Source organism: Sinorhizobium terangae (assembly GCF_009601505.1).
Lineage (GTDB): Bacteria > Pseudomonadota > Alphaproteobacteria > Rhizobiales > Rhizobiaceae > Sinorhizobium > Sinorhizobium terangae.
Genome location: NZ_WITC01000090.1, coordinates 63,671 through 78,356 on the forward strand (window position 1 = coordinate 63,671; position 14,686 = coordinate 78,356).

General features: G+C 62.9%; 15 protein-coding genes. 8 read left to right on the plus strand and 7 right to left on the minus strand.

The annotated features are described in order from the left end of the window. The first annotated feature begins 97 nt into the window (after positions 1–97). The 7 genes from GHK62_RS21460 to deoA all read left to right on the plus strand — a co-directional run bounded on the left by GHK62_RS21460 (position 98) and on the right by deoA (position 8,727). Positions 98–2,350 (plus strand): heavy metal translocating P-type ATPase, encoded by a 2,253-nt coding sequence (locus GHK62_RS21460; RefSeq protein WP_153441113.1) that lies wholly within the window; start codon positions 98–100, stop codon positions 2,348–2,350. 221 nt (positions 2,351–2,571) lie between these two features. After that, positions 2,572–4,107 (plus strand): ABC transporter ATP-binding protein, encoded by a 1,536-nt coding sequence (locus tag GHK62_RS21465; RefSeq protein WP_153441114.1) that lies wholly within the window; start codon positions 2,572–2,574, stop codon positions 4,105–4,107. Further along, positions 4,104–5,237, plus strand: a complete 1,134-nt coding sequence (locus GHK62_RS21470) for an ABC transporter permease (protein ID WP_153441115.1) — start codon at positions 4,104–4,106, stop codon at positions 5,235–5,237. The genes GHK62_RS21465 and GHK62_RS21470 overlap by 4 nt, the downstream gene beginning before the upstream one ends. Before the next feature lie 4 nt (positions 5,238–5,241). Then, positions 5,242–6,213, plus strand: a complete 972-nt coding sequence (locus GHK62_RS21475; protein ID WP_153441116.1) for an ABC transporter permease — start codon at positions 5,242–5,244, stop codon at positions 6,211–6,213. A gap of 2 nt (positions 6,214–6,215) precedes the next feature. Next, a complete protein-coding gene (locus tag GHK62_RS21480) occupies positions 6,216–6,608 on the plus strand; it encodes a cytidine deaminase (protein ID WP_184108395.1) in 393 nt (130 codons plus the stop codon). Next, a complete protein-coding gene (locus tag GHK62_RS21485) occupies positions 6,605–7,402 on the plus strand; it encodes a purine-nucleoside phosphorylase (RefSeq protein WP_153441118.1) in 798 nt (265 codons plus the stop codon). Before GHK62_RS21480 ends, GHK62_RS21485 begins: the two co-directional genes overlap by 4 nt. Positions 7,403–7,410: 8 nt before the next feature. Further along, positions 7,411–8,727 (plus strand): thymidine phosphorylase, encoded by a 1,317-nt coding sequence (gene deoA, locus GHK62_RS21490; RefSeq protein WP_153441202.1) that lies wholly within the window; start codon positions 7,411–7,413, stop codon positions 8,725–8,727. Here deoA and GHK62_RS21495 read toward each other — a convergent pair. From GHK62_RS21495 to GHK62_RS21525, 7 genes are all read right to left on the minus strand, one after another. Further along, positions 8,720–9,244, minus strand: a complete 525-nt coding sequence (locus GHK62_RS21495) for a retropepsin-like aspartic protease family protein (RefSeq protein WP_153441119.1) — start codon at positions 9,242–9,244, stop codon at positions 8,720–8,722. The two genes, deoA and GHK62_RS21495, sit on opposite strands and share 8 nt — an antisense overlap. A 153-nt stretch (positions 9,245–9,397) precedes the next feature. After that, entirely contained in the window at positions 9,398–10,027 is a 630-nt protein-coding gene (upp, locus tag GHK62_RS21500; RefSeq protein WP_153441120.1) for a uracil phosphoribosyltransferase, read from the minus strand. 103 nt (positions 10,028–10,130) lie between these two features. Next, the gene (locus tag GHK62_RS21505) at positions 10,131–11,099 is read right to left on the minus strand and encodes an adenosine deaminase (RefSeq protein ID WP_153441121.1); all 969 of its coding nucleotides are present in this window, start codon (positions 11,097–11,099) and stop codon (positions 10,131–10,133) included. Beyond that, positions 11,096–12,316, minus strand: coding sequence for a phosphopentomutase (locus GHK62_RS21510; RefSeq protein ID WP_153441122.1), 1,221 nt, complete (start codon positions 12,314–12,316; stop codon positions 11,096–11,098). Before GHK62_RS21510 ends, GHK62_RS21505 begins: the two co-directional genes overlap by 4 nt. A 135-nt stretch (positions 12,317–12,451) precedes the next feature. After that, the gene (locus tag GHK62_RS21515) at positions 12,452–13,039 is read right to left on the minus strand and encodes a TadE/TadG family type IV pilus assembly protein (RefSeq protein ID WP_153441123.1); all 588 of its coding nucleotides are present in this window, start codon (positions 13,037–13,039) and stop codon (positions 12,452–12,454) included. A gap of 7 nt (positions 13,040–13,046) precedes the next feature. Continuing rightward, entirely contained in the window at positions 13,047–13,673 is a 627-nt protein-coding gene (locus GHK62_RS21520; RefSeq protein WP_153441124.1) for a TadE/TadG family type IV pilus assembly protein, read from the minus strand. Positions 13,674–13,784: 111 nt separating this feature from the next. Then, on the minus strand, positions 13,785–14,144 hold the full coding sequence (locus GHK62_RS21525) for a pilus assembly protein N-terminal domain-containing protein (RefSeq protein ID WP_234886989.1): 360 nt from the start codon (positions 14,142–14,144) through the stop codon (positions 13,785–13,787). A gap of 314 nt (positions 14,145–14,458) precedes the next feature. On the opposite strand from GHK62_RS21525, the gene GHK62_RS21530 reads away from it, so the two are divergent. Then, positions 14,459–14,641: a Flp family type IVb pilin gene (locus GHK62_RS21530; protein ID WP_153441126.1), complete on the plus strand. Its 183-nt coding sequence runs from the start codon at positions 14,459–14,461 to the stop codon at positions 14,639–14,641. Positions 14,642–14,686 lie beyond the last annotated feature (45 nt).

Below are 14,686 nucleotides of genomic sequence, written 5' to 3' on the forward strand. Positions count from 1 at the left end.
CCCTTGCAACCCAAGGACGCCAACGCGCGTTTTTTGCTCTTGAACCTCTAGCCACTAGAGGTCGTAGCCTGCTTCCAGGTTTCACAAGGAGCAAGGAATGGCGGGCAACGTTCAGGAAAGCAGATATCGCATCGAGGGTATGGATTGCGCGTCCTGCGCGGCCAAGATCGATACCGCCGTGCGGCGCGTGGGCGGTGTGCAGGATGTCAGCGTGTCGGTGAGCGCAGGCACAATGACCGTTCGTCATGCGGACGGGCACGAAGTCGGCCCGGCGATCGTGCGCAAGGTCGGCGGCCTCGGCTACCGGCTCCTGCCGCTCGCCGGCGCGACGGTCGGCAAGCCATCCGGCGCTGGCGACCATGGCTGCTGCGACCACGCGCACGGGCACGACCACCATCCGTCAGCGGGCGAACCGCCCCATCGGCATTCCGGCACGGCTCGCCCTGTGTTCAGCGAAAGTCATGACCGTGGATCCTTTGCCGCCGGCCCCTGGTGGAGGACGGCCAAGGGACAGCTTGTCGTTGCCTGCGGCCTCGCGCTCGCTGTCGCCTATGGTGCCGGCAAGTTTCTACCGGCGACCGAGCCCTGGATTTTCACGCTCGCCATGCTCGTCGGCCTCGTGCCGATTGCAAGACGCGCGCTGATGGCAGCACTTGCCGGCACGCCCTTCTCGATCGAGACGCTGATGACCGTTGCCGCCGTCGGGGCGGTCTTCATAGGCGCCACCGAGGAAGCGGCGATGGTCGTTTTCCTCTTCCTGATTGGCGAGCTTCTGGAAGGCGTCGCCGCCAGCAAGGCTCGCGCGAGCATCCAGTCGCTGACTGCGCTCGTGCCGAAATCGGCACTCATCGAGATTGACGGCCGGACAAGCGAGGTCCCGGCCGAGAGCTTGCCGGTCGGGGCGACGATCCTCGTGCGGCCGGGCGACAGAATTCCGGCCGACGGCGCGATTGTTTCCGGCGAAAGCATGGTGGACGAAGCGCCGGTGACCGGGGAAAGCACGCCCGTTCGCAAGGAAGAGGGCGACAGCGTATTCGCCGGCACTGTCAATGGCGACGGCGCGCTGCGTGTGCGCGTCACTGCCGCTTCCGCCGACAACACCATTGCACGCGTCATCCGGCTGGTTGAGGAAGCGCAGGAGATGAAGGCGCCGACGGAGCGTTTCATCGACCGCTTCTCCCGCTACTACACGCCGGCAGTCGTCATCGTCGCCGCGTTGGTTGCGGTGATGCCGCCACTGCTCTGGGGTGCGGCCTGGAGCGATTGGATCTACAAGGGACTCGCGATCCTGCTCATCGGTTGCCCCTGCGCACTGGTGATATCGACGCCGGCGGCGATCGCCGCGAGCCTCTCGGCCGGTGCGCGACGCGGTCTGTTGATGAAGGGCGGGGCCGTCCTCGAAAGCATCGGCCGGATCACCGCCGCCGCCTTCGACAAGACCGGCACGCTTACCGAAGGCAAGCCGAAGGTCACCGATGTCGTCGGCTTCGGCCTGGCGGAAGCGGAAATCCTTCGGTATGCGGCCGCGCTTGAACAGGGTTCCAGGCATCCGCTTGCACTGGCTATCCGCAACCGCGTCGATGCCGACGGGTTGCTGCTGTCCCCGGTCGCAAGCGCCAGGTCGATCGGCGGCAAAGGAATCGAGGGCTCAGTCGACGGGGTTATGCTTTTCCTCGGTTCGCCACAGGCAGCCGAGGAGCGCGTGCCACTCTCCGCGGCTGAGAAGCTGCGGATCGCGAGCCTTCACGATGAGGGAAAAACCGTTTCCGTGCTGGTCGTCGATGGCCGCGCCGCGGGGGCGCTGGCAATGCGCGACGAGCCCCGTGCCGACGCAGCGAAGGGCGTGAAAGCGCTGAGCGACGCCGGTATCCGCGTCGTCATGCTGACGGGCGACAACCGCCGCACGGCCGAGGTGATCGGCCGCCCGCTTGGAATGGAGGTCCGTGCCGGGCTCCTGCCGGAGGATAAGCAGCGCATCGTTGCCACGCTGAAAACCGAGGGGCTGCACGTTGCCAAGATAGGCGATGGCATCAATGACGCGCCGGCGCTCGCAGCAGCCGATGTCGGTATTGCCATGGGCGGTGGAACGGATGTTGCCCTCGAAACCGCCGACGCCGCCTCGTTGCATGCGCGCGTTTCCGACATCGCCGCCATGGTCAGGCTTTCGCGGGCGACGATGCGCAATATCTACCAGAACATCGGCATGGCGCTGGGCTTGAAAGCCGTCTTCCTCGTCACCACCATCGCCGGCGTCACCGGTCTCTGGCCGGCGATCCTGGCGGATACCGGCGCCACCGTTCTGGTGACCATGAACGCCTTGCGGCTCTTGCGGCCGCCGGCCTTGGCGTGAAGAATCGGCCCGTCGCCGTTTTACAGCGACAATTGCCTGATACGGCTGTGTATATTCACGCTGGACTCTCACCAGCGATCCGGTGAGAGTATAAGGAGATCGCGATTGAGGGCTTTCGCGCCCGAAAATCGATGATAAACTTATACCAAATGGTAAAAAATTGCCGGCACGGTTTGGGACGAAGACCGAAGCAGGGCGAGATTGGGGATCGCAGGGCCAATATGGACAATATTGCCATCGAATTGCGTGGGATCGATAAGAGTTTCGGCCCCGTCCACGCCAATAAGAATATCAATCTCAAGGTTCGCAAAGGCACGATCCACGGCATTATCGGAGAGAACGGCGCCGGCAAGTCGACCTTGATGTCGATCCTCTATGGCTTCTATCAGGCCGATAGCGGTGAGATCGTCGTGAATGGTCGGCCGGTTTCGATCCGCGACCCGAATGCGGCGATCTCGGCCGGCATCGGCATGGTGCACCAGCATTTCATGCTGGTCGAGAATTTCACCGTGCTCGAAAACGTCATGCTCGGTGCCGAGGACAGCCAGGTTCTCAACAAGGGCATCGCCAAGGCGCGGCAAGAACTGAAGCGGCTGGAGAAGGAATACGCGCTCGAGGTCAATCCCGATGCGCTGATCGAGGAGCTGCCGGTCGGTCTCCAGCAGCGCGTGGAAATCCTGAAGGCGCTCTACCGCAAGGCCGATATCCTGATCCTCGACGAGCCGACCGGCGTGCTGACGCCGGCCGAAGCCGATCATCTCTTCCGCATCCTCGGGCAGCTCAAGGCCCAGGGAAAGACGATCATCCTCATCACGCACAAGCTTCGTGAAATCATGGCGATCACCGACGAGGTTTCGGTAATGCGGCGCGGCGAGATGGTCGCGACCCGCAATACCCGCGAGACCTCTGTCGAGGAGCTTGCCGAGCTGATGGTCGGCCGCCGGGTGCTGCTCCGGGTGGAGAAGGGGGAGAGCTCCCCGGGCGATGTGAAACTTTCGGTGCAGGGGCTTACCGTCAAGGACAGCCGCGGCGTCACCATGGTCGACGACGTCTCCTTCGAGGTGCGGGCCGGCGAGATCGTCGGCATTGCCGGTGTGGCTGGCAATGGCCAATCGGAACTGCTCGAAGCGATCGCCGGCATTCGCAAGGGGACCTCCGGAACGGTGCTGCTCAACGGCGAGTCCGTCGATGTGACCGGCCATAGAGATCCTGCCGCGCTCAGGGCTCGCGGGCTGGCGCATGTGCCGGAGGATCGCCATCATGTCGGCCTCGTCCTGAAGTTCGAAGAGAGCGAGAACGCCATCCTCGGCTATCACAACGATCCGCGCTACCTGAACGGCGTCTTCCTGAACATCGACGCGATCCGCGAGGATGCCGAGGAGAAGATCGCCAAATACGACATCCGCCCGCCGAACGCCCGGTTGAAGACGGCCAATTTCTCCGGTGGCAACCAGCAGAAGATCGTGCTTGCACGCGAGATGGAGCGCGGACCGGACGTGCTGATCATCGGCCAGCCGACCCGCGGCGTCGACGTCGGCGCCATCGAGTTCATACACAAGCGGATCATCGAAATGCGCGACCAGGGCAAGGCCGTCCTGCTCGTCTCCGTCGAACTCGATGAGATCCGCGCGCTTTCCGACCGCATTCTCGTGATGTTTGCCGGACGTGTCGTCGGCGAGCGCAGCCCCGATGCGACCGAGGGCGAACTCGGTCTCCTGATGGCCGGTGTCGAAGGCCGCAAGGAGGCCGCGGAATGAGCACGCCTTATGCAAAGCTTCCGGGCTGGGTCGAGTACGGTCTGGTCCCGCTGATCAATCTTGCCGTCGCCTTCATCGTCGCCGGACTTGTCGTCCTGCTCGTCGGCGAAAATCCATTCGAGGCCGCCTATCACCTGATCAACGGCGCCTTCGGTCGTGGCGAATATATCGGCTTCACGCTCTACTATGCGACGACCTTCATCTTTACCGGTCTTTCCGTCGCCGTGGCGTTCCACTGTGGGCTCTTCAATATTGGCGGTGAAGGGCAGGCCTATGTCGGCGGCATCGGGGTGGCGCTCGCCTGCCTCTGGCTGGACCAGACCATGCCCTGGTATGTGGTCTTCCCGATCGCGATCATCGGTTCGGCCTTCTTTGGCGCGCTCTGGGCGTTCCTGCCCGGCTGGTTGCAGGCAAAGCGCGGCAGCCATATCGTCATCACCACCATCATGTTCAACTTCATTGCCTCGAGCCTGATGGTCTACCTGTTGACGCGGGTCCTCAAGCCGCTCGGGTCGATGGCGCCGCAGACGCGCACCTTTGCCGAGGGCGGGCAACTGCCGAAACTCGACTGGCTGCTGTCGATCTTCGGTCTGAACATCGGGACGGCGCCGTTCAACATCTCCTTCCTGCTGGCGCTGGCCGCCGCCTTTGCCGTCTGGGTGCTGATCTGGCGCACCAAACTCGGCTACGAGATGCGGACCATGGGCCACAGCCCCTCCGCCGCGCGTTATGCCGGCATCCGCGAAAGCCGCATCACCGTCATCGCCATGATGATCTCGGGCGGGCTTGCCGGCATGATGGCGCTGAACCCGATCATGGGCGAACAGTTCCGCATGCAGCTCGATTTCGTCCAGGGCGCAGGCTTCGTCGGTATCGCGGTCGCGCTGATGGGCCGCTCTCATCCGGGCGGCATCATTCCTGCCGCGATCCTCTTCGGCGTGCTTTACCAGGGCGGTGCCGAGATCGCGTTCGAAATGCCGTCGATCTCACGCGACATGATCGTCATCATCCAGGGCCTCGTCATCCTCTTTGCCGGCGCGCTCGAAAACATGTTCCGCCCCGCGATTACCCGTGTCTTCGCGATGCGGGGCCAGCGCGCGGCCGCCGTCGTCCAGACCAAGGGAGCCTGAAGCCATGGATTTCTTCCACGTCCTCGTCGTGCTCCTGGAATCGACGATCCGGGTCTCCGTGCCGCTGATCTTTGCGGCGCTCGCCGGGCTCTTCACCGAGCGGGCCGGCGTGTTCGATATCGGCCTCGAAGGCAAGATGCTGGGTGCCGCCTTTGCGGCCGGCGCCGTCGCCGCCGTAACCCAATCGGTCTGGATCGGCCTCATCGCCGCGATCCTGATCTCGGTGCTCCTGTCGCTCGTCCACGGCTATGCCTCGATCACCCAGCGCGGCAACCAGATCGTCTCGGGCGTCGCGATCAACTTCATCGTCGCCGGTTCCACGGTCATCCTAGGCGAGGCCTGGTTCCGCCAGGGCGGCCGCACGCCCGCGCTTGCCGAAGGCGCAAGGTTCCAGATCATCAATTTCCCCGGGGCGGACGCGATCCGGGAGGTGCCGATCCTCGGGCCGATCTATGCGGATGTGCTTTCCGGGCATTTCCTGCTCACTTACCTTGCCTTCGCCATGGTGCCGGCAAGCTGGTGGATCCTCTATCGCACGCGTTTCGGCCTGAGGCTGCGCGCCGTCGGCGAGAATCCGGGAGCGGTCGATACGGCCGGCATATCGGTGATCTGGCTGCGTTACCGCGCGGTCATCTGCTGCGGCATTCTCTGCGGCTTCGCCGGCGCCTACCTGTCGCTGGCGATGACGGCCGGTTTCGTCAAGGGCATGACCGCGGGCAAGGGCTACATCGCGCTTGCGGCCTTGATCTTCGCCAAGTGGCGGCCCAAGAACGTCATGCTCGCCTGCCTGCTCTTCGGTTTCCTCGATGCCCTTGCCATCCGTTTGCAGGGCACGCCTCTGCCGCTTGTCGGCCAGGTTCCGGTGCAGTTGATGCAGGCGCTGCCTTACATTCTGACGGTCATCCTGCTTGCGGGCTTTATCGGCAAGGCCATTCCGCCCAAGGCGGGTGGCGTGCCTTACGTGAAGGAGCGCTAATGATGGAGAACGATCTGTTCCTCGCTGCGCGTGAAGCCATGGCAAAGGCGCATGCGCCCTATTCCAAGTTCCCGGTAGGTGCCGCCATCCGGGCGGAGGACGGCAAGATCTATACCGGCGCGAATATCGAAAACCTGTCGTTCCCGGAAGGCTGGTGCGCCGAGACGACGGCAATCAGCCACATGGTCATGGCCGGTCAGCGCAAGATCATGGAAGTTGCCGTCATCGCCGAGAAGCTTGCGCTCTGTCCGCCCTGCGGCGGCTGCCGGCAGCGGTTGGCGGAATTCTCCGGCGCAAGCACACGCATCTATCTCTGCGACGAGACGGGCGTGAAGAAGACGCTGGCGCTCTCCGACCTCCTTCCGCACAGCTTTGAGACAGAGATCCTCGGATGAGCGAAGCGGCGGAATACCTGAAGACAAAGCTCAGCGGCCTTGCGCCGCGCTACGGGATTGTGCTCGGCTCCGGGTTAGGTGCGCTGGTCGAGGCCGTGGAGAAGCCGGTTCGCATCCCCTATGCAGAGATCCCGGGGTTTCCGGCAGGCGGCGTCTCCGGCCATGCCGGCGAACTGGTGGCGGGCAAGCTCGGTGGCGTGCCCGTCGCGATGCTCTCCGGCCGCGCGCATTATTACGAGCGGGGCGACGCCAATGCGATGCGCGCGCCGATCGAGACGCTGAAGCGGCTCGGCATCGAAAGCCTCATCCTGACCAATTCGGCCGGATCGCTGCGGGAGGATATGCCCCCGGGCTCGGTGATGCGCATCGCCGATCATATCGGCTTTTCCGGCTCCAACCCGCTGATCGGCGTCGAGGGCGACGCTCGCTTCGTCGGGATGACGAATGCCTATGACGCCGAGCTTGCCGAGCGGATGCAGAAGGCTGCGGCCCGGCTTGGCATTCCGCTCCAGAGCGGCGTCTACATGTGGTTCTCAGGCCCGAGTTTCGAGACGCCGGCCGAAATCAGGATGGCGCGCATTCTCGGGGCGGACGCCGTCGGCATGTCCACCGTTCCCGAAGTCATCCTGGCGCGGTTCTTCGGATTGCGGGTTGCCGCTGCCTCGGTGATCACCAATTTCGGCGCGGGCATGACCGGCGCGGAACTCAGCCACCACGAGACGAAGGATATGGCGCCGGTCGGCGGCAAGCGGCTGGCCGCGATCCTGAAAGAGATGATTGCGAGCGAAGCCTGAACGGCGGCCTGACCATGCTCCCACAGGAAGTCATCCGACAGAAGAGAAACGGTGGCCAGCTCGAAGCGGCCGAGATCGCCGGCTTCGTCAAGGGCATTGCCGACGGTTCCATCTCGGAAGGCCAGGTTGCCGCCTTCGCGATGGCGGTGTGGTTCTCCGGCATGAGCCGCGACGAATGCGTGGCGCTGACGCTGGCGATGCGCGATTCCGGCGACACGCTCGACTGGAGCGCGATGGGTCGCCCGATCGTCGACAAGCATTCGACCGGCGGCGTCGGCGACAATGTTTCGCTGATGCTGGCACCCATCGTCGCCGGCTGCGGTGCCGCGGTGCCGATGATATCCGGCCGGGGCCTCGGTCATACCGGTGGCACGCTCGACAAGCTTGAATCGATTCCGGGTTACAACATTCAGCCTGACCCGGCGCTCTTTCGCAAAGTGGTCGACGAAGTCGGTTGCGCCATCATCGGTCAGACCGCGAATCTCGTGCCCGCGGACAAGCGCCTTTACGCAGTTCGCGACGTGACCGCGACGGTCGATTCGGTGCCGCTGATCACCGCTTCCATTCTGTCGAAGAAGCTTGCCGCAGGGCTCCAATCGCTTGTGCTCGACGTTAAGCTCGGCAACGGCTCGTTCCTGACCGATGCCGACGAGACCGAGATCCTCGCGCGCTCGCTCGTCGATGTCGCGAACGGTGCTGGCGTTCGCACGTCGGCCCTGGTCACCGACATGAACGAGCCGCTCGCGGACGCGGCGGGAAATGCGCTCGAAATCGACAACTGCCTTGCTTATCTGCGCGGCGAGAAAAAAGGCACGCGTCTTGACACAGTCGTCATGGCGTTTGCCGCGGAGATGCTCGTCGCCGCTGGTCTGGCGCCCGATCCGGATCAGGGAGAAGCGATGGCGCGTCACGCGCTTGAAAGCGGTGCCGCGATGGAGCGTTTCGGCCGCATGGTCCATCTGCTCGGAGGACCGGCCGACTTTGTCGACCGGCCGCAGGCCTATCTGAGAAGGGCGCCCGTGGCGGTGGCCGTGGAGGCGAGCCGGGACGGCTATCTTGCGAGCTGCGAGACGCGCGAGCTCGGCATGGCGGTGATTGCGCTCGGCGGCGGGCGAACCCGTCCAGACGACCGGATCGATCACAGCGTCGGCCTCTCGGGCCTGCAGCCGCTCGGGACGAAAGTGAGCAATGGCGAGCCGATCGCATTCGTCCATGCGGCCGATCGCAACACGGCCGACGATATAGCAAAAAAGGTCGCGGCGCTCTACACGATCGCCGACCGAAGGCCGGATCCGCGCCCGATCATTGTCGCCCGCATCACCTGACGAGATACAGCGCTCCGTTCTCGACACGATAGGACGATAGCCGGCTCAGGAAGCTCATGCCGACGAGCATGCCGGAAAGCGCCTTGTCGGGAAGGACCATGGCATCGACATCCTTGAGCGTGATGCCGCCGATCTCGACGCGATCCAGACTGACATAGGCTGCCTCGACGATGCCGTTGGCCGTCTGCGCCCGCGCACTGAAGGCGAGGCTGCCGACGGAAATGCCGAAGCGACGAGCAGCCGAAGCATTGATGGCAATTGTGCTTGCGCCGGTGTCGACGAGACCCCGTTCCGCCCGTCCATTGATGCGGAACGTGCCGAAGAAATGACCGGTTGGATCGGCTTCAAGGACGATGCTCTTGCCGCTCGCATATTTGGCGGCGGTAGCGGGCGCGGTGCGCTGAGCGTCTTCAGCCGTCGCTTCGTTCCGTCTTTCGAGATAGCTTGAAGCGAGGTCGGGAACGACCAATGCGACAAGAGCAAGGCCGCCGGCAAAGACGAGTAGACGTGCAAACATTGCTCAGCTCTCCGGCATCGATTCTGTAGTCGGTGTCGCAGGCGACCACACGCGCTTCTCCATCTGAACAGAAGATCGCTAACGGGATGCAAAAAAGCCGCCGGGAATCCGGCGGCTGCACGCAAGTCTTATGATGTGGTTAAGAAAGGGAAACTATTTGGTTCCGTACATGCGGTCGCCCGCATCGCCCAGGCCGGGCATAATGTAGCCCTTTTCATTAAGGTGACTGTCGATCGCGGCCGTGAAGATCGGTACATCCGGATGGGTAGACTGAAAGTTCTGGATGCCTTCCGGCGCCGCGAGCAGGCAGAGGAAACGGATGTTCTTCGCACCACGTTCCTTGAGCTTGTCGATCGCCGCGATCGAGGAATTGCCGGTGGCGAGCATCGGGTCGACGACGATGACGAGGCGCTCCGACAGGCTGTCCGGCGCCTTGAAATAATATTCGACCGGCTGCAGCGTCTCGTGATCGCGATAGACGCCGATATGCGAGACGCGCGCTGAAGGCACGAGTTCGAGCATGCCCTCAAGCAGGCCGTTGCCGGCGCGCAGGATCGACGCGAAGACAAGCTTCTTGCCCTCGAGAATGGGCGCGTCGGTCTCCATCATCGGCGTTTCGATGCGTTCCATGGTGAGTTCGAGGTCGCGCGTCACCTCGTAGCAGAGCAGCGTCGATATTTCCCTAAGCAGCCTGCGAAAGCCTGCCGTCGACGTTTCCTTCTTGCGCATGATGGTCAGCTTGTGCTGCACAAGCGGATGATCGATGACTGTCACGCCGTCCATGGCTCTTCCCCTAATAACTTGGACATGGGCCTCTTTTCCACGGAAAGAGCGGAAGCTGCAAGTGATTGTATCGCTCTTTCCAGCCTTCGCCGACCGGGACCGTCTAGAGGGCGGCGAACAATCTCTGCCTTGTCGCCTCGTCGACGAAGGCGGCCTCGATCGCCGTTCTCGTCATCCCGTTTATCTCGCTGTCCTCGAAACCCATGACCGTCGACGCGATGTCGTATTCCTGCGCCAGCGACGTGTGGAAGAAGGGCGGATCGTCGGAGTTGAGCGTGACGCGCACACCGGCTGTGTACAACGCCTTGAGAGGATGCGATGCGAAGTCCGGGAAGACCTGTAGCGAAACGTTGGAGCCGGGGCAGACTTCAAGAACGACGCCTTCGTCCGCCAGCCGCTTCACAAGGTCTTCGTCCTCGATCGCCCGCACGCCGTGGCTGATCCGCGTTGGCCGCACGTGGTCCAATGCATCGCGCACGCTGAAAGCGCCGGAAAGTTCGCCGGCGTGGATCGTCAGCCCGAGGTCCGCGTCGCGGACGATATCGAAGGCGCGGGAAAATTCGGCGACGCTGTGCATCCGTTCCTCGCCTGCCAGATTGAAGCCGGTAACGAGGGGATGCCGCAACCTGGCTGCATATTCAGCGGTCCTGATCACCGCCTCCGGTCCGAGGTGGCGGATACCGGTGATCAGCATGCGCGATTCGATGCCGGTCTTTGCCTTCGCCGCATCCATGCCAGCGGCAAGACCTTCGATGTAGGCGTCCGCGCCGAGGCCGACCGTGTTGCCATGGTCCGGCGAAACGATGATCTCGCTGTAGATCGTGCCCGCTTCGGCGAGCTCGCTCAGATAGGCCTCAGCCAGAAGCGCGTAGTCGCCCTCAGTGCGAAACAGCGACGCGACGCTGTCGTAGCACTTCAGGAAACTGGTGAAATCGTCCCAGACATAGGCCTTGTCGCGGATGATCGCGCTGGTATCGACCCCGTATTTCCTTGCCTGCCTCAGCGCGAGCTCCGGCGGCGTCGCGCCCTCGATGTGGCAATGCAGTTCGGCTTTCTTCAGGTGAAGGGTCAAATGAGGCTTCTCCCATGCGGGCCCGGCGCGATGCCAAGGTGCCTGGCAACCGTCTCGCCGATATGCGCGAATGTGTTTGCGACGCCAAAGGAGCGGCTGCGCAACGAGGGACCGAACATCAGCACCGGCACACGCTCGCGCGTATGGTCGGTTCCCCGCCATGTCGGATCGCAACCATGATCGGCGGTCAGGATGACGATATCGCCCGGCTTGAGGCGACGGTCGAGATCCGGCAGGCGCTGGTCGAAGGCTTCGAGTGCGGCGGCGTAACCCGGGACATCACGGCGATGACCATAGAGCATGTCGAAATCGACGAAGTTGGTGAAGACGAGATCGCCGTCCTCGGCCTCGTCGATCGCCGCGAGGCTGGCATCGAAGAGCGCCATGTTGCCATTGGCTTTGGTGAGCTTTGTCAAGCCCTGATGGGCGAAGATATCGCCGATCTTGCCGACGGCATGTACCTTGCGTCCGGCCTCCTTCAGGCGGTCGAGAACCGTCGGCTCCGGTGGCAGCACCGAGTAATCGCGGCGGTTGCCGGTGCGCGTGAAGTTCTGCGCGTTATCGCCGACGAACGGGCGGGCGATGACGCGGCCGATACTGTAGTCGTCGACGAGCCGGCGGACGACCTGGCAAAGTTCAAGCAGCCGATCGAGCCCGAAGCTCTGCTCGTGCGCGGCGATCTGGAAGACGGAATCGGACGAGGTATAACAGATCGGTTTTCCGCTCTGCCTATGCTCCTCGCCGAACCGGGCGATGATTTCGGTGCCGGAGGCATGGCAGTTGCCGAGGATGCCGGGAATATCGCCCTCGCGGCAGATCGCCTCGACGAGCTCGGCGGGAAACGCGTCTCCTTCCGAGGGGAAATAGCCCCAGTCGAACATCACCGGCGTGCCGGCGATTTCCCAATGGCCCGATGGCGTGTCCTTGCCGCGCGAGGTTTCGCTGGCGGCGCCATAGACGCCATAGACCCGCTCCGGCAGCGGCATGCCGGCGGGCAGGCGCCCGGTTGCAAGCTTCGCCGCGTGCATCAGCCCGAGCGCGGACATGTTCGGCAATTGCAGCGGCCCTTCGCGCAGCCCCGCGCGATCACCGGCGCCGGCCGCGCAGAACTCGGCGATATGCCCGAGCGTATCGGCCCCAAGGTCGCCAAAGGCGTCGGCGTCCGGCGCGCCGCCGATGCCGAAGGAATCGAGTACGAAAAGGAATGCACGCGCCATGAGACACCCGGTTATCCGGAGCGCGTCAGGAAGAGCCGCGATCCGGTGTTGCTTGCCGCGCGGGGAGCGATCCGCGCAATCCGGGAGGAATAGCGCGGGGAAGCGCGCATTGCAATTGACGCCGTGAAGCGGTCGTCAGCAGTCCGTGCATTTGATCGTGTCGCCAAAGCGCTGGCGATAATAGGACGTCTTGGAGAGATCGATCGTCTTCAACGTGCTGTCTTCGAGCCCCGGGGCAAAGAGCAGGAGGTCGTGTGGCACGACAAGCTCCGTGCGTACGACGAAGGCGTTCACGGCGTCGAGTTCGGCCGGGACGGTGGCGGTCGAGCCGACGGTATAGGGCGTTGCGCCGTTCTGGTCCCGCGACCAGACGACCTTCCCGCTGGTGGTGCCGGTGACCTGTATGCCGGTGATCTTCAGCGAATAGCCCGTGCTGTCGTACGGCGCCGTGATGCTCAGGGCAACATACTTCATGTTGTCCAGCAGCGCTTTGTTGACGTCGGTCTGCCGGGAGACGATGTCGGCGACGGCGCTCGATGCGCGCGCGACCTTGCGGGCCACGGTGAAACCAAGAGAAATCTCGAAGGCGCCGATGTAGAGCATGAGCAACAATGGCGCGATGATGGCAAACTCCACCGCACCGACGCCGCGCCGGTCCCGAGCAAGCGCCGTCAGCGACCCCGAGATGCCCCGCGCAAACGAAAATGCAGGCGAGCGTCTCATGGCGACCTCAGTAATTTTCGTTGCGGAAGGTCGCAGTTGCGACCATTAGGAAATCCCGGGGCATGCTGCTGCCGGCAGGGCGGAGATTCGTGACATAGGGCCGGACAAGGTCGGTTATCACTTCCCAACGATAGTAGGCGCGCACCATCGTGAACGCTCCGGCCCCTCCCGGCGTGAACTGGAAGCCGCTCGTGTCCAGATCGGAGGACGAGGAGGAGCCAATCCTTGGAACCGCAGTCGGAAACTGCGTGAGATCCGTGATATTTCGAACATCGAGATAGAGCTTGTCGGGCTCGTTTACTTCGGTCGCCGAACAGGGCATCAGGATCGTGATCTCGTCGCAAAAGGCCTGGCGGAACTGCTCTTTCGTCTTGAAGCCGGGCTTGCTGCTGTCCTCGAAGGTAATCTCCCCGGTGCGGATTTTCCGTGCCAGCGTGTCCGTCGCGTTGGCGAGCAGTTGCTCGCCCGCAAAGGCGACGAAGGTTTCGATCGATGCGAAGACAATCACAAAGAAGGGAAGAGCCAGGAGCGCGAACTCTATGGCCGTCGCGCCCTTTCGATCGCCGAAAAAGCGCCGAAGCAGGCCGCGGAGCGCACAGTTCCGCAGAGATGATGTCTTTCGCTCAGTCGCCATTGCGCCGTTCCGTCATGCACGTCCGATCCGTCAAAAATAAATGCGGAGCGTTGAATTTTCGTTTGCGATGACCGGAAGAATTTTAGCGATCTTGAATTCTTTTCAGGTGTGTCAGTTGGCGCCTGCAGCCGATGCCTGGCGCTCGGCGTGGCGCTCGCAGTTGGGCGTGCAGGAAAGGACCGTGCGCGAAGTCTGCTTGTAGACACGCACTGTATTGCCTTCGTCGATCGACACCAGAATGCGTTCATCGACGATGGCGTTTCCGTCCTGGTCAAGGATCACGAGATTGGTCGTGCCGAAGTTGCGCCCCGTCAGCACAATCGTCTTCGAATCCGCGACCGTCGCATCGGCGACTTCCGAATTACCAATGATCACCTTGCTGACCGGCCGGTCGAGCTTCAGTACGCGCGCGTGATCCATATACACGCGCATCATCTGTTCCTGCGCATGCGTGGCGAACGGCGCGAACATGCCGACGAGCGCTGCGCCGAATGTGAGCCTGGCGATCCACTTGTGCGGGAGGAACGTGTCCATGGTGCTTCCTGCTGAGATGTCCGGCGCATCTTCGCCTCTTTTGGTGAATGAACCGTTACCCGGATGCGCGGCAATTTAAGGCATCCCTTTCTTGCACATTTACCCAAGAAAGCGGGATGGCCGCTTAACTTCACGGTAACCGGTTTCCTTAAGCCGATGGCAATTCGCCCCTTGTAGCGTCCTTTCATCCGATCAACGGCAACAGTTGGCGGAAGTGCTGAACAACAAACACGTGAAGTAGGAGAATCACCATGAAGACCATTTTCGCTCGCCTTATGAAGGACGAGTCCGGTGCGACGGCAATCGAATACGGCCTGATCGCAGCTCTGATCTCTGTCGCCCTGATCACCGGCGCAACGTCGCTTGGCGGCACGCTGAACACGCTTTTTGTCGATCTCGGCAACAAGATGACCACGGCTGAAGGCAAGTTCTAAGTCGCAGCCGCTGCGAATGCCGAGAGACACCTCGTCTCGAATGAC

What these genes read in the sequence shown, in the direction of transcription:
- GHK62_RS21460 (WP_153441113.1), top strand. Translation starts at nt 98, where the DNA reads ATGGCGGGCAACGTTCAGGAAAGCAGATATCGCATCGAGGGTATGGAT.
- GHK62_RS21465 (WP_153441114.1), top strand. Translation starts at nt 2,572, where the DNA reads ATGGACAATATTGCCATCGAATTGCGTGGGATCGATAAGAGTTTCGGC.
- GHK62_RS21470 (WP_153441115.1), top strand. Translation starts at nt 4,104, where the DNA reads ATGAGCACGCCTTATGCAAAGCTTCCGGGCTGGGTCGAGTACGGTCTG.
- GHK62_RS21475 (WP_153441116.1), top strand. Translation starts at nt 5,242, where the DNA reads ATGGATTTCTTCCACGTCCTCGTCGTGCTCCTGGAATCGACGATCCGG.
- GHK62_RS21480 (WP_184108395.1), top strand. Translation starts at nt 6,216, where the DNA reads ATGGAGAACGATCTGTTCCTCGCTGCGCGTGAAGCCATGGCAAAGGCG.
- GHK62_RS21485 (WP_153441118.1), top strand. Translation starts at nt 6,605, where the DNA reads ATGAGCGAAGCGGCGGAATACCTGAAGACAAAGCTCAGCGGCCTTGCG.
- GHK62_RS21495 (WP_153441119.1), bottom strand. Translation starts at nt 9,244, where the DNA reads ATGTTTGCACGTCTACTCGTCTTTGCCGGCGGCCTTGCTCTTGTCGCA.
- upp (WP_153441120.1), bottom strand. Translation starts at nt 10,027, where the DNA reads ATGGACGGCGTGACAGTCATCGATCATCCGCTTGTGCAGCACAAGCTG.
- GHK62_RS21510 (WP_153441122.1), bottom strand. Translation starts at nt 12,316, where the DNA reads ATGGCGCGTGCATTCCTTTTCGTACTCGATTCCTTCGGCATCGGCGGC.
- GHK62_RS21515 (WP_153441123.1), bottom strand. Translation starts at nt 13,039, where the DNA reads ATGAGACGCTCGCCTGCATTTTCGTTTGCGCGGGGCATCTCGGGGTCG.
- GHK62_RS21520 (WP_153441124.1), bottom strand. Translation starts at nt 13,673, where the DNA reads ATGGCGACTGAGCGAAAGACATCATCTCTGCGGAACTGTGCGCTCCGC.
- GHK62_RS21525 (WP_234886989.1), bottom strand. Translation starts at nt 14,144, where the DNA reads ATGTTCGCGCCGTTCGCCACGCATGCGCAGGAACAGATGATGCGCGTG.
- GHK62_RS21530 (WP_153441126.1), top strand. Translation starts at nt 14,459, where the DNA reads ATGAAGACCATTTTCGCTCGCCTTATGAAGGACGAGTCCGGTGCGACG.